Source organism: Geodermatophilus sp. SYSU D00779 (assembly GCF_054050595.1).
In genome coordinates, this window is record NZ_JBJGZQ010000012.1 from 143,840 (window position 1) to 159,477 (window position 15,638).

Here is a 15,638-nt window from a genome sequence, read left to right on the forward strand (position 1 = left end):
TCCGCCGGCCCGCAGCCATCCCCCGCGACCCCGCAGCGTGCCACCCGGGGCCCGCGCCGACAGCGCGGCGCGAGGACGTCCACCCGTCCGGGGGACGCTCAGCGGTCGTCGCGGTCCCGGGCGCCGTCCCAGCTGCCGTCGCGCTCGCCGTCCCCGGCCCACGTCTCGTCGTCCGACGACGTCGACGGCCCGGCCGTGCTCGACGGGTCGGCGGCCTCCTCCGACTCCGTCGGGGTGGCGCTCGCCGACGGGGTCGACGTCGGGGTCGGCGTGCTGGCCGGCAGCTCCTCCTCCGGCGTGGCGGTCGGCGTGGGGGCCGCCTCGGTCGACTCGGGCGCGGGCTCCGGCTCGGGCGTCCGCCGCGGCCGCTGCGCCTGGTCGTCGGTGCCCTCGGAGACGCGGGTGGCCGGTGCGGAGTCGCGCTGCCGCGGAGCGGGCGCCGGCGCCACCGCGACGAGGACCCGCACCGTGTCGCCGGGCCGCAGCTCGGTGCCGGCCGGGTCGACGGCGGTCACGGTGCCGGCCGCGGCGTCCCCGGTGACCTGCTCCTCGCGCTGCACCAGCAGGCCCAGCGCGGACAGCGCGAGCGCCGCCTCGTCGGCCTGCCGCCCGACGTAGTCATCGGCGGCCAGCACGATCCGGGCGTCCTCGGTCTGCGCGGCGACCACGGTCGGCCCGGCGTCCTCGTCGCTGGACACGGCCACGAAGACCCCGGCGGCCGCGCCGGCACCGAGCAGCAGCGTCACCACCGGCACCAGGACGGCGGCCGGCCAGCGGCGGCGCGCCGCCGGCGGTCCGACGGTCCGGGTGCCGGCTGCGGCGGGGACGCCGGCGGTCGCGGGCGGGACGGCGAGGCTGCGGGTGGGGGCGGGCTCGGGCAGGGGCCGGCCGGCGCGGACGTCCTCGACCGCGGCGACGAACGCCGCGCCGTCCGGCATGCGGGAGGCCGGGTCCTTGGCCAGCGCGCGGCGGATCAGCCTCCGCACGTCGCGGGGCAGGTCGTCGGGCAGCGGCTCCGGGTCGTCGCGCACCTGCTTGAGCGCGATCGTCACGGCGTTGTCCCCGTCGAAGGCGGGGTGGCCGGTCAGGCACTCGTAGCCGACCAGGCCGAGGGCGTAGACGTCGCTGGCCGGCAACGCGTGGGAGCCCTCGGCGACCTCCGGGGCGAGGTACTGCGGGGTGCCGATCACCTGGCCGGTGCGGGTGAGCGGCACGCTGTCCGCCGACCACGCGATGCCGAAGTCGGTGATCTTCACGCTGCCGTCGTCGCGGACCAGGATGTTGCCGGGCTTGACGTCGCGGTGCACGAGCCCGACCCGGTGGGCCTCGGCCAGCGCGGAGGCGGTCTGCTCGAGCAGCGACAGCGTGACGGCGGCCGACAGCCGGCCCTCGCGCTGCAGCACCGCCGACAGCGGCTCGCCCTCGACCAGCTCCATCACCAGGTAGGCCAGCGTCTCGCCGCTGCCGTCGGTGGCCTCGGTCTCGCCGTAGTCGAAGACGGCGGCGATGTTCGGGTGGGAGAGCCCGGCGGCGTGCTGGGCCTCGGCGCGGAAGCGGGCGCGGAACGTGGGGTCGCCGGTGTACTCGCTGCGCAGGACCTTCACCGCGACCGGACGACCGAGGAGGACGTCGGTGCCACGCCAGACCTGCCCCATGCCGCCGGCGGCGATCAACTCGGCGAGCTCGTACCGCTCACCCAGGTTGCGCCGACCCGGCTCCACCACCGTGGCTCACTCCTCGCCTGCGACCCGGCCGTCGTCCGCGGCCCCGAGGGCGCCGGCGCCCCTGGGTCTGGATGTCCCGCACCCCTGGTGGCTACACATCCGCGCAGGATGCCGGGCGTGTCGCCGACCTGGGGGGACGGCGCCGCGCGCTCCGGCCCGCGCCGCGTCCGTCCGCCCTCCATCCTCCCAGCCGATCGGCTCCGGGAGGGGACCGTCCCGTCACGTTCCGGCCACGATCCGGGGGTCAGCCGGTGAACAGCGCCCGGCCCCACCAGTCGTCGTCGCCCCGGACGCCCGGCGGGCAGGCGAACACCGCCGAGGAGGTGTGCCGGACGTACTCGTTCATCGCGTCCGTGCGCAGGTTGCGCTGGACCTGCACGAACCCCGTCTCCGGGTCGCGCTGGAAGGCGATGAAGAACAGCCCGGCGTCCAGGCGGCCGAGCCCGTCGGAGCCGTCGACGAAGCTGTACCCGCGCCGCAGGATCGCCGTCCCCGAATTGGTCGGGTGGGCGAGGAAGACGTGGCTGGTCTCCGGGACGGCGAACTCGCCGTCGACCTGCGTGGTGAGGTCGACCGGGTCGAACTCCGCGCGCTGGCCGAGCGGGGCACCGGAGCCCTTGGCGCGGCCGATCGTCTGCTCCTGCTCGACCAGCGAGGCGGTGTCCCACGGCTCGACGAGCATCCGGATCCGCCGGGTGACCAGGTAGGTGCCGCCGGCCAGCCAGTCCGCCCCCGGGTCGCCGTCGCCGACCCACACGAACCGGTCCAGCGCCGCGGTGTTCTCCGCCTTGAGGTTGTTGGTGCCGTCCTTGAACCCGAACAGGTTGCGCGGGGTGGCCTGGCCGGTGCTGGTGGACGACGTCCGGCCGAAGCCCAGCTGCGACCAGCGGACGCTAACCACCCCGGCGCCGAGCCGCACCAGGTTCCGGATCGCGTGGACGGCCACCTGCGGGTCGTTGGCGCAGGCCTGGACGCACAGTTCGCCGCCGCTGATCGCCGGGTCGAGCTGGTCGCCGGCGAAGGCGGGCAGCTCGGCCAGCGGCGCCGGGCGGCGGGCGGCCAGGCCGAAGCGGTCGGCGCCGTCGGCGGTGGTGAACAGCGTGGGGCCGAAGCCGACGGTGAGCGTCAGCCCGGACGGCGGCAGGCCGAGCGCCTCGCCGGTGTCGTCCGGGGGTGCGTACGGGGAGCCGGCCACGGCACCCACCGGGCCGGCGTCCTGTCCGGCGGTCATCCGGCGCGCGGCCGCCGTCCAGGCCTGCAGCACCTCCACCAGGTCCTCGCGCCGGTCGGTGGTGACGTCGAAGGCGACGAAGTGCAGCCGGTCCTGCGCCGGGGTGACGATGCCGGCCTGGTGCGCGCCGGTGAACTCCACCGCGTCGGTCGGGTGCGGCCCAGCGGCCGCGTCCTCGCCCGGCCCACCCACGTCGACCGTGGCCCGGCCGATGGCGCCGCCGGCCGCGCCGGCGGCGACCACGCCCGCCGTCCCGGCGCCGAGCAGGCCGAACAGCCGGCGCCGGCTCAGCCCCCGGCCGGGGGTCGTCGGCTCGCTCATCGGGGCCTCACCGGTCGGCGACGACGGCCGCGACCCGGCTGACGGACTCGGTCAGCGCGGTGATGCTGTCGCTGAGGCCGCGCAGCTGCTCCTGGGTGAGCTGGTCGTAGAGCACCCAGCCGTCGCCGGTCCGGTACTGCTCCAGCTCGGCCTCGGCGGCGGCGAACCGCTCGTCGATCTCGGCCACCAGGTCGGGGTCGGCCTCCTCGAGGTAGGGGCGCAGCGCCTGGACGGCGGCCTCAGAGCCCTCGAGGTTGGCGGCGAAGTCCCACAGGTCGGTGTGCGAGTAGCGGTCCTCCTCGCCGGTGATCTTGCCGGTGGCGATCTCGTCGAGCAGCGCCTTGGCGCCGTTGGCCAGCTGCAGCGGGTCCAGCGTGGTGTCGTCGGCCAGGCCGGCGACCTCCTGGACGTCGGCCTGCAGCTGGTCGGCGTACGGGGCCATGCCCTCGGTGCTGCCGTCGACCCACAGCGCCTGCTCGATGCGGTGGTAGCCGGTGAAGTCCTCGCCCTCCGCCTGGTCGCCCTCGCGGCCGTCGATCCGCGGGTCGAGGTCACCGAAGACCTCCGCGACCGGCTCGATGCGCTCCCAGTAGGTGCGGGCCACGGGGAACAGCGCCTTGGCACCCTCGACGTCCCCGGCCCGGACGGCGTCCGCGAAGGCCGTCGTCTGCTCGACGAGCGCGCCGGTCTGGCTGCGCACGTACCGCTGGTAGTCGGCGCCGGCCTGGGCGAGGGTCTCGTCCTCCGACAGCTGCGCCGCCTCGCCGGTGACGGTGAGGGCGCTGCGGATGCCGTCGCCGACCATGCCCGGCTTGCAGGCGGTCTCGTAGTCGCCGGCCGGCAGCTCGACGAGCAGCTCGCGGGTCAGCCCGGGGGCGATGTTCTCCACCTCGCCCATCACCCGGTCGCCCGCGGCGTAGACGTAGAACTCGGTGACCTGGTCGCCGCTGTTGGTCACCTGGAACCGGTGGGTGCCCGCGGCGAGCTCGCCGGTGGCGACGTCGCAGGCGTCGTCGGTGGCCGCGACGGTGATCGTGTCGGCGGCCTCCTCGTCGGTGCCGGCGGCGGTGCCGGTGCCGGAGTCGCCGCCGCAGGCGGCGGTGGTCAGCGCGGCGAGCAGGCCGGCGGTGAGGAGGGGCAGGCGGCGGTCACGCACGGACATGCTCGGGAGCCTCCGGGGACGAGGTGGTCGGGACGGGCGGGGACGACTCGGCGCGGTCGGCCGCGGTGGCGGTGGGCCGGTGGGCCGGCCGGAGGAAGGCGGTGAGCACCGGGACCAGCGACAGCGTAGGGCAGCCTCACCTTACTCACGCCCGATCGGGACCTCGGCCGCCCGGGGCGGGACGGCTGGTCTCGTACGCTCCCGGTCCCGGAGCCGGGCGAGATCGCCGATCTCGCCGTGCGGAGGGCCGCCGACGACGAGGAGGGGCGACGATGCCCGAGACCGTGACCCGCGAGGACGCCGGCGGGGTCGCCACCGTCACCATGCTGCGGCCGGGGCTGACCTCCCGGTCGCGGCGCGAGCTGCTCGACGTCGTCCGCGGGGTCGCGGCCGACGAGGCGGTGCGGGCCGTGGTGCTCACCGGCACCGGCCGGGCCTTCTGCGTCGGCCAGGACCTCGGCCAGCACGTCGAGGCGCTCCGCGGGGACGCCGCGACGTCGCTGTCGGTGGTCGAGGAGGAGTACAACCCGCTGGTGCTGGCGCTGGCCGCGCTGCGGGTGCCGGTGGTCGTGGCGGTCAACGGCGCCGCCGCCGGTGCCGGGCTGGGCATCGCGCTCGCCGGGGACCTGCGGGTGGCCGCTGCGGGCGCCAAGTTCACCACCGCGTTCGCCGGCATCGGGCTGTCCAGCGACTCGGGGCTGGCCTCCCGCCTGGTGCACTGCGTCGGCGGCTCGCGCGCCGCCGAGCTGCTGCTGCTCCCCGAGCCGTTCCTCGCCGAGAGCGCCGCCGAGTGGGGGCTGGTGCACCGGGTCGTGCCGGCCGAGCAGGTGCTGGCCGAGGCGCAGGCGCTGGCCGCGCGGCTGGCCGCCGGCCCGACCGCCGCCTACCGGGCGATCAAGACCGTGCTGGCCACGGCGGCCACCGACCGCCTCGAGGAGACCCTGGCGCTCGAGGCCCGGCTGCAGACCGAGCTGGGCCGCACCGCCGACCACCGGGAGGCCGTCGAGGCCTTCCTGGAGAAGCGCACCCCGCGGTTCACCGGTCGCTGAGGGCGCCCGGCAACCGGCTGGTTGTGGGGTCGCGCATGCGGTGACAGGCTGCGACGGTCCGGCGGTCAGGCCCACGGGGGGAGCGACACGTGGCGGGGTCCACCAGGTCCGAGCAGGGACCGACGACAGCACACCGCCCCCTGCCCCGGCGGGTCGTGCTCACCGGCAACGTCGCCGCACCGCCGCCCCCGGCGCGGCCCGCGGTGACCAGCGACATCGCCCCGCCGCTCCCCCGCAGCCGGCCGCCCCGGCCCGCGACCGTGCGGGCGGCCGTGGCGCTGTGGTGGGCCGGCTGCCTGGCCGCGGTCACCGGCATCTCGGCGGCGCTGCTGGACCTCGGCGCGCTCCGCGACCGGCTCGCCGTGCTCGCGACGGCCGAGGACCCCGCCGCGCCCGCCGACCTGGTCACCGACGGGGTGCGGGCCACCATCGCGCTGGTCCTCGGCGGGGTGGGGGCGCTCGTCGCCGTCTCCCTGGTGTGGACGGCGCTGGTGCTGCCGGGTTCCGGGTGGGCGCGGTGGGCGCTGGTCCTCACCGTGGTGCCCACGGTGCTGGTCCTCGACGTCGCGCAGACCGTGGTCACGGGCGGCGCCGACCTCGACCGGTGGGCGCTGGTCGCCGCCGCCGTGCTGTGCGTGCTCGCCGTCGTCCCGCTGGTCAGCCGGTCAGCGCGGGCGGCCGGCCGCCGCTGAGCGGTCCAGGGCGGCGAGCAGCGCCTCGCAGGCCCGGACGACGACCTCCGCGGCGTCCGCGGTCGCCCGGCCGGCGAGCGGGTCGTCGGCGGCGGTCCGCCAGCGGGCCAGGGCCTCGAGCGCCGCCTGCCGCAGCGCGTCGTCCGGCGTCCCGGCCGGCAGCCCGAGCCGCGCGGCCGGGCCGGTGCCCTCGGCGCCGAGCAGCCGCTCCCCCTCGGCCCGCAGCTCGGGCGGCAGCGGGCCGTGCGCGGCACGGGACCGGGCCAGCAGGTCGAGCTCGCCGAGGTCCGGGGTGGCCAGGCGCAGCCGCTCCAGCTCCGCCCGCAGCTCGTCGTCCCCCTGGACGGGGTGCTCGGCGAGCACCTCCTCCACCAGTCGCAGCGCCGTCCCGGCCCGCAGCTGCGCGCCGCGCTCGGTGAAGTGCACCCGCAGCAGCCGCTGCAGCTCCCCGAGGCCGCTGCGCCGCAGCAGCTCCTCGGCCAGCGCGGTGGCGTCCGGGACACCGGCCCGCACCAGCGCGATGGACAGCCGGATGCCGAACAGGCCCAGCCGGTCCAGCAGCGCGGTCCGCACCTCCGCCGGGAGCGGCACCGGCGCCTCCGGGCGGGTGAAGCGGTCCGCGGTCAGCAGCATCCGCGACACCTGCTGCTGGTCGGCGTCGGCCAGGGCCCGCAGCGCGACGTAGTCGCCGTGCCGCAGCGTCCGGCCGGCCAGCGCGAGCAGCCCGGCGACGGGGACCACCGCGGAGCTCACCGCCGCGACCTGCGGGTCGGCCGACATCCGGCGGGCCACGGCGTCGGCGGCGTGCAGCGCGTCGAGCCGCCCGGCCCCGACCTCGTCGGCGCGGGAGAGGACGGTGATCGTCGTCGTCAGCGCCCCCTCCCCGCCGGTGCCGGCCTGGAAGGCGGCCAGGACGGCGACGTCCTCGGGCTGCGGCTGGCGGGTGAGGAAGACGATCGCGTCCGCGCCGGCGACGCCGTCGTCGGCGCCGAGGAAGCCGTGCGTGCGCGCGCTCGTGCCGGTGGACAGCGACGCGATCCCCGGGGTGTCGACGACGGTCGCCCGCAGCAGGTCGTCGGTCGGCCAGTCCACGACCAGCTGCGCGATCTCCTCCGGCGGGGTGCCGCCGAGCTCCAGGCGCAGTCCGCCGTCCGCGCGGCGCACCGGGAGGGTCCGCCGTCCGCCGTCGGTGCCGTGCAGCTCCACGCGCGGGGTGGCGCCGTGCCGGTAGAGGGTGACCACCCGGGTGCACTCGCCGGCGTCGGTGGGCGCGACCCGGGCGCCGACCAGGGCGTTGAGCAGCGTCGACTTGCCCGACTTCACCCGGCCGACCAGGGCCAGGCGCAGCGGCTCGTCCAGCCGCCGCCGCTGGGCCCCGAGCCGGGCGGCGGCCGAGGGGACGTCGGCGTAGTGCGCCACCGCGTCGTCGAGCAGCGCGCGGACGTCGTCCAGCACGGTGCTGCCCGCGTCCCCGCTGGACCTCGCCGGTGCGGTCACGAGGCCTCCTCGCCGGCGCTCGTGGGCGTCGTGACCGACGGTGCTCTGCCCACGCGTGACCTCGCGAGCTCGGTCACGGGGCCGCCACCGCGGCCCGCTCCAGGGCGCGGACGTCGGCGGCCAGCCGGTCGAGCTGGTCGCGTCGCTGGCGCAGCGAGCGGATGCGGGCGTCGCGCTCGGCGGTGGCCTCCCGGGTGGCGCGCTGGGCGGCGGCGACCGCGTCGGCCAGCGACCGGGCCATCTCCTCGGCGGTGTCGGTGATCAGGTCGCGCAGGGTGCGGGAGACGGTGCGCAGCCGGTCCTTGAGGTGCTTGGCGACCTGGAACACCACCTCGTCGAGGTGCCGCCGGACCACGGCCTTGGCCTCCGACCGGCGTCGCTGCAGGCGCTGCTGCTGGTCGTCGCGGTAGGCCTTGCGCCCGAGCAGGGCGCCCGCGGCCAGCGAGACGGGGTTGATGATCGCCATCCCGGCCAGGCTGGTGACCAGCCCGGTCATGAGGACGCCGGTGTAGGAGCCGCGCAGCCCGATGAGGGTCCGCTCGCGCAGCGTCATCGCGCCGTCGTCGACCGTCGGCAGCTCCACCAGGCCAGCCAGCGCGTCACCGGCGGCGCCGACGGTCAGCACGGGGACCGCACCGCCGCCGTCCCGGGCGAACTGCTCGATGACCCGCTCGGCGAGCCACTCCGAACGCTGCTCGGCCCAGACGTAGCTGTCGGCGACCGCGGCGGCGATGCGCCGGTCCAGCCACTCGGACAGCTCGGGCCACATCGGGCCGGGGTCCTGGGCGTCGATCGCCTCCTCGGCCTCGCGGACCACCACCCGGGAGCGGTCGCGCAGGTCGAAGTCGATGTCGGCCACCAGGTCGGTGACGCCGTCGGTGAGCACCTGCTGCCAGCGCGACGAGCGGCGGCGCAGGTCGTCGGCGGCGGCCCGGGCCTCCTCGAGCCCGCGCACCAGCTCCTCGCGCGCGGACGGGTCCTCCAGGCCGGCCAGCTCGGTGCGCACCGCCAGGGAGAGGTGCTCGGTGACCGCGCGCAGGTCGTGCACCAGCGCGCGGCGGGTGAGCACCTCAGCGCGGTCGACGACCTCGCGGCGCAGGTGGGTGACCAGGGCGCCGATCCCGGACTCCTCGTGCAGCTCCCGGTCGCGGTGCTGCACCGCCAGCTGGGCGAGGGCGGCGGACACGGCGAACAGCGGCGCCTCGATGCCCCGGCGGGCGAGGTGGCCCCGGTCGAGCTCGGCCACCTCGCGCCAGTGCGGGCAGGCGTCGGTCTTGGTCAGCACGCAGACGACCGTCGGGCACAGGGCGGCGGCCTGCTCGAGGAAGGCCATCTCCGGGGCCGTGAACTCCTGGCTGGCGTCGGACACCACCAGGACGGCGTCCGCGGTGGGCAGCAGGTCGACGGTGCGCAGCGCCCGCTGCGCGCCCACGCCGCCCACGCCGGCGGTGTCGACCAGCTCCAGCCCGTCGAGCAGCCGGCGCGGCAGCTCCACCTCGGCCTGCACCAGCCGGTCGGTCCCCTCGCCGGTGACGCGGGCGGCCACCTGCTCGACCGGGACCGGCACCCGCTCGGTCGGCCCGTCGTCGTCCGGCGAGCCACCACCGACCCCACCCGGCCCCGTGGCCAGGACCAGGCTGGCGCGCGGCGCCTCCCCGGCCCGCACCACGGTGGGGACGACGGTGGCCACGTCGTCGGCCACCGGGCAGACCGGCGCGCCGACCAGGCCGTTGACCAGCGAGCTCTTGCCCTGCTTGGGCTCGCCGACGACGAGGACGCGGACCCGCGGGTCGGCGCTGCGGGCCCGGGCCTGGAGCAGCCGGCGCTGCAGGTCCGGCCGCCCGCAGACCTCCGCGAGCGCTCCCGCCCGGTCGAGCAGCTGCGCTGACGTTGCCACGGGCACACACCTCCTGACGTCCCGGTCCTACCACCCGGGGATCCTGCGGGGACAGCCGCGGACAGCCGGGTCCCGGTCGCCCCCCGTGCAGCGACCGGGACCCGGTGTACCGCGGGGGTCAGCCGACCGTGACGTCCCCCGTGTCCTGCGCGTCGACGTGGTAGTCCTCGTCGACGTCGACCGAGTTCTCGGTGTAGCTGTTGCCGCTGTCCTCGAGGCTGTTGTCGGTCTCGGAGTTGTCCGACAGGTCGTTGCCGTTGAACGAGCTGTCCACCCCGTCGTCGTCGGACAGGTCGTTGCCGTTCAGCGACCCGTTGAACGAGTCGTCCACGCCGTCGTCGTCGGACAGGTCGTTGCCGTTGAACGAGTCGTTGACGCTGTTGTCGGTCTCGGAGTTGTCCGAGTGGTCGTTCCCGATGTCCTCGTTGCCGTTGAAGGAGTCGTCGACCCCGTCGTTGTCCTGCGAGAGGTCGTTGCCGTTGAACGAGTCGTCGATCCGCACCGAGGTGTCGTTGCCGACGTTCTCCGAGTCCTCGACCACGGTCACGTCGTCCACCCGCACGGAGGTGTTGTCGCCGACCTGGCCGCCGCGGTCGGCGACGACGTCGTTGTCCTCGTTGCCGGTGAAGCTGTCCACGGCCTGGTCGCCACCGATGTTGACGGGGCTGTCGTCGATGTCGACGTCCACGTCGACGTCGACGTCGACGTCGGTGTCGGTGTCGGTGTTGTGGGAGTCGCGCACCGAGTGGTCGCTGTTGTCGACCGAGGAGTCCTCGACGTCGTCGCCGGCGACGATGCCGCCCTCGTTGTCGATCTGGGTGACGTCGCCCCGGACGTCGCCGAAGATGGCCTGGGCGTCGCCGCTGACCCAGATGCTGTGCGAGGCGTCGATCTCGACGGTCGTCTCGGTGTGCGAGTAGTGCACCTCCTGCAGGTGGGTGATGACCACCGCCTCGGTGCCCCCGGCCGGCGCGGGGGCGTGGGAGTGGCCGCCACCGGCCTGGCCCTCGTCCTCGTCGTCGTCGCACTCGTCGCGGTCCACCGGCGCGACGCCGCCGCCGGAGGAGTGCTCGTCCTCGTCGTCGTCCACGGGCCTCGGGTGGTGGTGTCCGCCCCGGTCCTCGTCGGCGTCGCAGGAGTCCCCGCGGCCGCCCGCACCGGAGTCGTGGTCGCCCCGACCGCCCCCGTGGGAGCCGCCCCCGTGGGAGCCGCCGCCGTGGGAGGCACCGCCGCTCCAGCCGCCGACGGTGGCGTAGTCCGACACCATCGGCGCGAGGTCGGCCACGTCCGCCGGCGTGCTGTCGGACAGGCCGGCGGCGTCCAGCGCGGCCTGCGGGTCGGCCTCGTAGGCCGCGGCCTTCTCCGGGTCGCGGAACAGGTCGAGGATGAAGTCGAGCAGCGTGCTCGCGACGGTCGACATGGCTGCACTCCTGGGTCTCGAGCCGCCCACCGTCGGCCGGCTGTTGGGGCGCAGTCCACGCCCGGCCGCCGTCCCCCGGCATCGGGGAAGCGCCCCCCATCGCCGGACCGGTATGGGGGATGACCGCTGACTCTCCGTTAGGGGCTGCGGGGTGTCGCCCCCTCCTCACCGTGCGCTGCGGATCGGTCCCCGTGACACGCGGGACAGAGCGGACGGCAGGGACATACGTTGCGATGCGACCCCGACCGGTCCGCAGTCGGACCCGGGGACTCGTGTGGTCAGGGGGGGCCTGTGCGCAACGGCGAGTACGGGTTGGGGATCGACGTCGGGGGCGGTGCCGTCTCGGCGGCGGTCTGCGGGCCGGACGGCGCGGCGGTGCCGCTGCCGCTCGGCGAGGGGCCGGTCACGACGGCGGTCCGGGACGACGGGCGGGTCGCCCTCGTCCCGGCCGACGGGACGGCGGGTCGCGCAACCCTGGTGGCGCGGGTGGGCGACCCGGTGCCGGTGTACGCCGGAGGTCGCGCGGTACCGGCCGCCGAGCTGGTCGCCCACGCCGTCCAGCACGTGCGGGGCCTCGCCGCCGAGCGGGAGGGCCGCCCTGACGCGTGGACGGTGGTGACCGTGCCGCCGTCCTGGGCCGGGCACCGCTGCGCCACCCTGGCCGCCGCGCTCACCGCCGCCGGCGTCCCGCGCTTCTCCCTGGTGTCCTCCGCCGTCGCGGCCGTCGCCGCGCACGTCGCGGCCGGGGACCTCGCGCCCGAGCCGACGGTCGCCGTCTACGACCTGGGCGCCGGGTCGCTGGACACCGCCGTGGTGGGCCCCGGCCCGGACCGGCCGCTGGTGCACCTCGCCGTCCCGCCGGCGCCGCTGCCCTGGGGCGGGCGGGACGTCGACGACGAGGTCCTCGCCCACGTCCTCGACTGCCTGGACGCACCTCCCGAGGACGCCCGGGCGCTGCGGGGAGCCTGCCGGGCGGCCAAGGAGGCGCTGTCGACGGCCACCGTGGTCCGGATCGGGACCGGGGGGCCGGACGGACCGGTCCGGCTCACCCGCGAGGAGCTCGACGAGGTGCTGGCCGGGCCGGTGCGGGAGTCGGCCGAGGCGGTCGCCGCCACGGTGGCGGCCGCGGGACTGGACCCCACCGACCTGGACGCCGTGGTGCTGGCCGGCGGCGGCGTGCGGGTGCCGCTGGTCGCCGAGGTCCTCTCCGACGAGCTGGGCCGGCCGCTGGTCGTGGGCGGGGACCCCGCACTGACCCCCGCCCTCGGTGCGGCTGCGCTGGCGGCGGAGGCGCTGGCGGCGGAGGCGCTGGCGGGGGAGGCGCTGGCAGCCGAGGCCCTCCCGCGAGCGGCAGCTGCTGCCGCGCCGCCCACCGAGCGGGCGGACGTGCCGTCCGACGCCGTGGACCCGCAGCCGGTGCTCCCGCGGCCGCGCACGCCTCGGGGGCGGCACCGTCCGGGGTCCCCTCCCCGCGCGGCCACCGGGCCGGCAGCGCGGCGGAGCGGGCGGGTGCGCCGCGGCGCGGTCGTGGCCGGCCTCGCGCTCGGGCTGCTCCTGCTGGGGCCCGCGGCGGCCGGGCTGTTCGACGCCGTCCTCCCGCCCGGGCCCACGGGGCGGGCCGCCGCCGAGGCCGACGACGGGGGCGTCATCGCCCGCGGGACGGCCGTCGTGGGCGGCGGCTCCACCGCACGTGCCGCGGAGAGCGCCGGGGGCGGCGCGTCGCGGACGGCGGCCGACTCCACGAGCTCCCCCCGGACCAGCCTCGCCGCCGCCATCGCGACCGCGGCCCGCAGCAGCACGCCGTCCGCCCCCGGCAGCGCGGCGTCGACGAGGGACCGCACCGCACCGGGGACCACGGCGTCCGCCTCCAGCCCCTCCCGGACTGCCGGCGGGACCCCGTCCGGTACCGCGTCGCCGGGTGCCCCGGCGCCCGGGACGGCGGGGCGACCGTCGCCGTCCGGCCAGGCCCCCGTCACCGAGGAGCCGACCGGAGGCGGGCAGCCGACCACCTCGCCGCCCCCGGTCTCCGGACCGCCGGCCTCCCAGGCGCCGGTCACCCGACCTCCCGCGTCCCGGCCACCGGTCCCCGATCCCTTCAAGCCGGACCCGCCGGCCCAGCAGCCGTCGGCCTCCCAGGCCCCCGTGGAGCAGACGCCGGCGCCGGAGCCCGATCCCGAGCCCGCACCCGAGCCCACCGACGCCCCTGCGACCGACGCCCCGGCGACCGGACCGGCTGCCCCGGTGGAGGGGCCGGCGTGAGCGCGGCGACCGGGTGGGGTCCGGAGCTGGTGCGCGAGCTGACCGCCTCCACCGGCCGGGTGCCCCCCGTCGTGACCGTGGTGGGCCCCGGGGGGACCGGGAAGTCGCTGCTGCTGGCCGAGCTGGCGACGGCGCACGAGCGGGCCGGGCTGGCGGTGCTGGACGCCGTCCCGGAGGACCCGGCCGCGCTGCCCGGCCCCGTGGCGGTCCTCGTCGACGACGCGCACCACCTGTCCGACGCCGACGTGGCCCGCCTGGGCGTGCTGCTGCGCTCGCCGGCCGCCCGCGTGGTGCTGGCGCAGCGCCCCTGGCCGCGGCCGGCCGCGCTGGGCGCGCTGCTGGCCCAGGTCGGTCCCGCCCGGCGCACCGTCGTCCTCGGGCACGCCGACCGGGGCCGGCTGCGCGAGTGGGCGCGGGAGCTGCTGGGTGAGGCCCTGGCACCCCCGCTCGCCGACGCCGTCCTGACCCAGACCGGCGGGCTGCCGGCGTTCGCCGTCCCCCTGCTGCGTGCGCTGGGCCGGCGCGGCGGCGTTCCCGGGCAACCGGGGCGCCTCGTGGTGCCCGACGAGGTCACCGACCGGGTCCGGGCCGACCTGGCGGCCGTGGCGGAGGAGACCCGCGCGCTGCTGCACGCCCTCACGGCCGGGGCACCGCTGGACGAGGACGTGCTGGGCGAGCTGCTCGGGGTGTCGCCGGACCGGGCGGTCGACCTGCTGGACGCCGGCCGGGCCACCGGGCTGCTGCTGGGCACCGGCGAGGTGGTGCCGCTGGCGGCCCGTGCGCTGCTGGCGGTCACCCCGCCCGACGTGACGCGGCGGGTCCGCCGCCAGCTGCTGGCGCTGCTGGTCGAGCGCGGTGACGAACCGGTCGAGCTGGCCCGGCGGCTGGCCGCCGAGCGGGTGCGGGACCGGCACGCCGCCCGGCTGCTCGAGCGGCACGGCGAGGCGGCGCTGACCGACGACCCGGCGCTGGCCGCGCAGCTGCTCGGCGAGGCGGCCCACAGCGGTGCGCCGGTGGCGTCGCTGGCCGGTCGGCGCGCGCAGGCCGCCGCGCTGGCCGGGGACCTCGACGGCGCGCTGCAGTGGGCCGACACCGCGCTGGCCGACGAGACCGCGCCGGACCGGGCGCGAGCGGCCGGCGTGACCGCGGCCGTCCTGGCCCAGCGGGGACTGCTGTCCCGTGCCGCGGGGCTGTGCCGGCTGGCCGGGGCCGAGCGCGCGGGATCGGCCGCGCTGGCGCTGCTGGCGACCGGCGAGCCCGACGCGGCGGCCGCCGCCCTCGAGGCGGCGCGCACCGCCTGCGAGGTGCCCACGGTGCTGTCGGTGAGCGAGGAGCTGACCGCCCAGGGGGTGCTCCAGTCGCTGCGGACGGGGGACGGCGCCGCCGCGGACATCGCCGCCGCGCTGTCCACGCTGACCCGCGCCGCCGCGCTGCTCGAGCCGGTGGGCCGCACCGCGCTGCTCGTCGACTCCCCCGCCGCCCTCGCCGCGCTGGTCGCGCTGCACAGCGGGGAGCTGGGGGTGGCCGAGTCGGTGCTGCAGCGGGCGGTCGACGCCGACCTCGGTGGCCCGCCGTGCCGGCGCCGGCACCGGCTGCTGCTGGCCTGGATCGCGATGCTGGCCGGCCGGTCCACCCAGGCGCGGGAGCAGATGGCGCGCGCCCAGGAGGGCGGCGGCCCGCTCGAGCCGCGCGACGACGTCGTCCTGCAGGCCCTGGAGGTGGGGCTGGCGCGGCGCAGCAGCGACCTGCCGGCCCTGGTGCGCGCGTGGGTGCGGGCGCGCGAGGCGGTGGTCCGCCACCCGGTGGACCTGTTCACCCTGCTGCCGCTGGGCGAGCTGGTGGTGGCCGCGGCACGGCTGCGGGACGGCGAGCGGCTGCGCCCGCACCTGACCGAGGCCCAGGCGCTGCTGGCACGGCTGGGCGACCCGGAGCTGTGGGCGACCTCGCTGCACTGGAGCGGCGCGCAGGCCGCGATCCTGGCCGACGACCCCGAGGGGCTGCGGCCGCACGCGGCGGCGCTGGTCGCGGCCGCACGGACCAGCCCCTACGCGGCCACGGTGGCGCGGGCCGGGCGGACCTGGCTGCAGGTGCTGTCGGGAGAGGTCGACCCCGACGAGGTGGTCGCCGCGGCCGAGCAGCTCACCGCGGTGGGACTGGGCTGGGACGGGTCGCGGCTGGCCGGCCAGGCGGCGGCGCGGGCGACCGAGCAGCGGGCCCGCTCGGTGCTGCTGGCCTGCGCCCGGTCACTGGCCGACAGCGCCGGCTGCGAGACCGCGCCGCCGGTGCCGGTGCCGGTGGGGGGGGGGGGGGGGCGCGGGGCCCGCCCCCCGCCCGCCCCCCCCGGGGGGCCCCCGCCGCCCACCGCCACCCCCGCCGTGCGGGGCCG

10 protein-coding genes are annotated in these 15,638 nt (G+C 77.8%); 4 read left to right on the forward strand and 6 right to left on the reverse strand.

Features of this window, described 5'->3' with window-relative positions; translation table 11 throughout:
* Nucleotides 1-98: 98 nt before the first annotated feature.
* The 3 genes from ACI79G_RS11890 to efeO all read right to left on the reverse strand — a co-directional run bounded on the left by ACI79G_RS11890 (nt 99) and on the right by efeO (nt 4,438).
* Nucleotides 99-1,724: a protein kinase domain-containing protein gene (locus ACI79G_RS11890; RefSeq protein ID WP_456881333.1), complete on the reverse strand. Its 1,626-nt coding sequence runs from the start codon at nt 1,722-1,724 to the stop codon at nt 99-101.
* A gap of 244 nt (nt 1,725-1,968) precedes the next feature.
* Nucleotides 1,969-3,276, reverse strand: a complete 1,308-nt coding sequence (gene efeB / locus ACI79G_RS11895; protein WP_456881334.1) for an iron uptake transporter deferrochelatase/peroxidase subunit — start codon at nt 3,274-3,276, stop codon at nt 1,969-1,971.
* Between the two features lie 7 nt (nt 3,277-3,283).
* Complete coding sequence (gene efeO, locus ACI79G_RS11900) at nt 3,284-4,438, reverse strand: iron uptake system protein EfeO (RefSeq protein WP_456881335.1); 1,155 nt, start codon at nt 4,436-4,438, stop codon at nt 3,284-3,286.
* A 272-nt stretch (nt 4,439-4,710) separates the two neighbouring features.
* Between efeO and ACI79G_RS11905 the strand changes: the two genes are divergently transcribed.
* Entirely contained in the window at nt 4,711-5,487 is a 777-nt protein-coding gene (locus tag ACI79G_RS11905) for an enoyl-CoA hydratase-related protein (protein ID WP_456881336.1), read from the forward strand.
* An 89-nt stretch (nt 5,488-5,576) separates the two neighbouring features.
* Nucleotides 5,577-6,179 carry a hypothetical protein gene (locus ACI79G_RS11910; RefSeq protein ID WP_456881337.1) on the forward strand — a complete coding sequence of 201 codons (603 nt, stop codon included), beginning with the start codon at nt 5,577-5,579 and terminating at the stop codon, nt 6,177-6,179.
* On the opposite strand, the gene ACI79G_RS11915 is transcribed toward ACI79G_RS11910, so the two are convergent.
* The 3 genes from ACI79G_RS11915 to ACI79G_RS11925 form a co-directional block, all read right to left on the reverse strand.
* Entirely contained in the window at nt 6,153-7,676 is a 1,524-nt protein-coding gene (locus ACI79G_RS11915; RefSeq protein WP_456881338.1) for a dynamin family protein, read from the reverse strand. The genes ACI79G_RS11910 and ACI79G_RS11915 overlap by 27 nt on opposite strands.
* A gap of 73 nt (nt 7,677-7,749) precedes the next feature.
* On the reverse strand, nt 7,750-9,573 hold the full coding sequence (locus tag ACI79G_RS11920; protein ID WP_456881339.1) for a dynamin family protein: 1,824 nt from the start codon (nt 9,571-9,573) through the stop codon (nt 7,750-7,752).
* Nucleotides 9,574-9,691: 118 nt separating this feature from the next.
* Nucleotides 9,692-10,993, reverse strand: coding sequence for an IniB N-terminal domain-containing protein (locus ACI79G_RS11925; protein WP_456881340.1), 1,302 nt, complete (start codon nt 10,991-10,993; stop codon nt 9,692-9,694).
* A gap of 291 nt (nt 10,994-11,284) precedes the next feature.
* Between ACI79G_RS11925 and ACI79G_RS11930 the strand changes: the two genes are divergently transcribed.
* Nucleotides 11,285-13,252 (forward strand): Hsp70 family protein, encoded by a 1,968-nt coding sequence (locus ACI79G_RS11930; RefSeq protein WP_456881341.1) that lies wholly within the window; start codon nt 11,285-11,287, stop codon nt 13,250-13,252.
* Nucleotides 13,249-15,638 (forward strand): LuxR C-terminal-related transcriptional regulator (locus tag ACI79G_RS11935; RefSeq protein WP_456881342.1); only part of this gene is annotated, 2,390 nt, incomplete at its 3' end. The genes ACI79G_RS11930 and ACI79G_RS11935, both read left to right, overlap by 4 nt.

What these genes read in the sequence shown, in the direction of transcription:
- efeO (WP_456881335.1), bottom strand. Translation starts at nt 4,438, where the DNA reads ATGTCCGTGCGTGACCGCCGCCTGCCCCTCCTCACCGCCGGCCTGCTC.
- ACI79G_RS11925 (WP_456881340.1), bottom strand. Translation starts at nt 10,993, where the DNA reads ATGTCGACCGTCGCGAGCACGCTGCTCGACTTCATCCTCGACCTGTTC.
- efeB (WP_456881334.1), bottom strand. Translation starts at nt 3,276, where the DNA reads ATGAGCGAGCCGACGACCCCCGGCCGGGGGCTGAGCCGGCGCCGGCTG.
- ACI79G_RS11905 (WP_456881336.1), top strand. Translation starts at nt 4,711, where the DNA reads ATGCCCGAGACCGTGACCCGCGAGGACGCCGGCGGGGTCGCCACCGTC.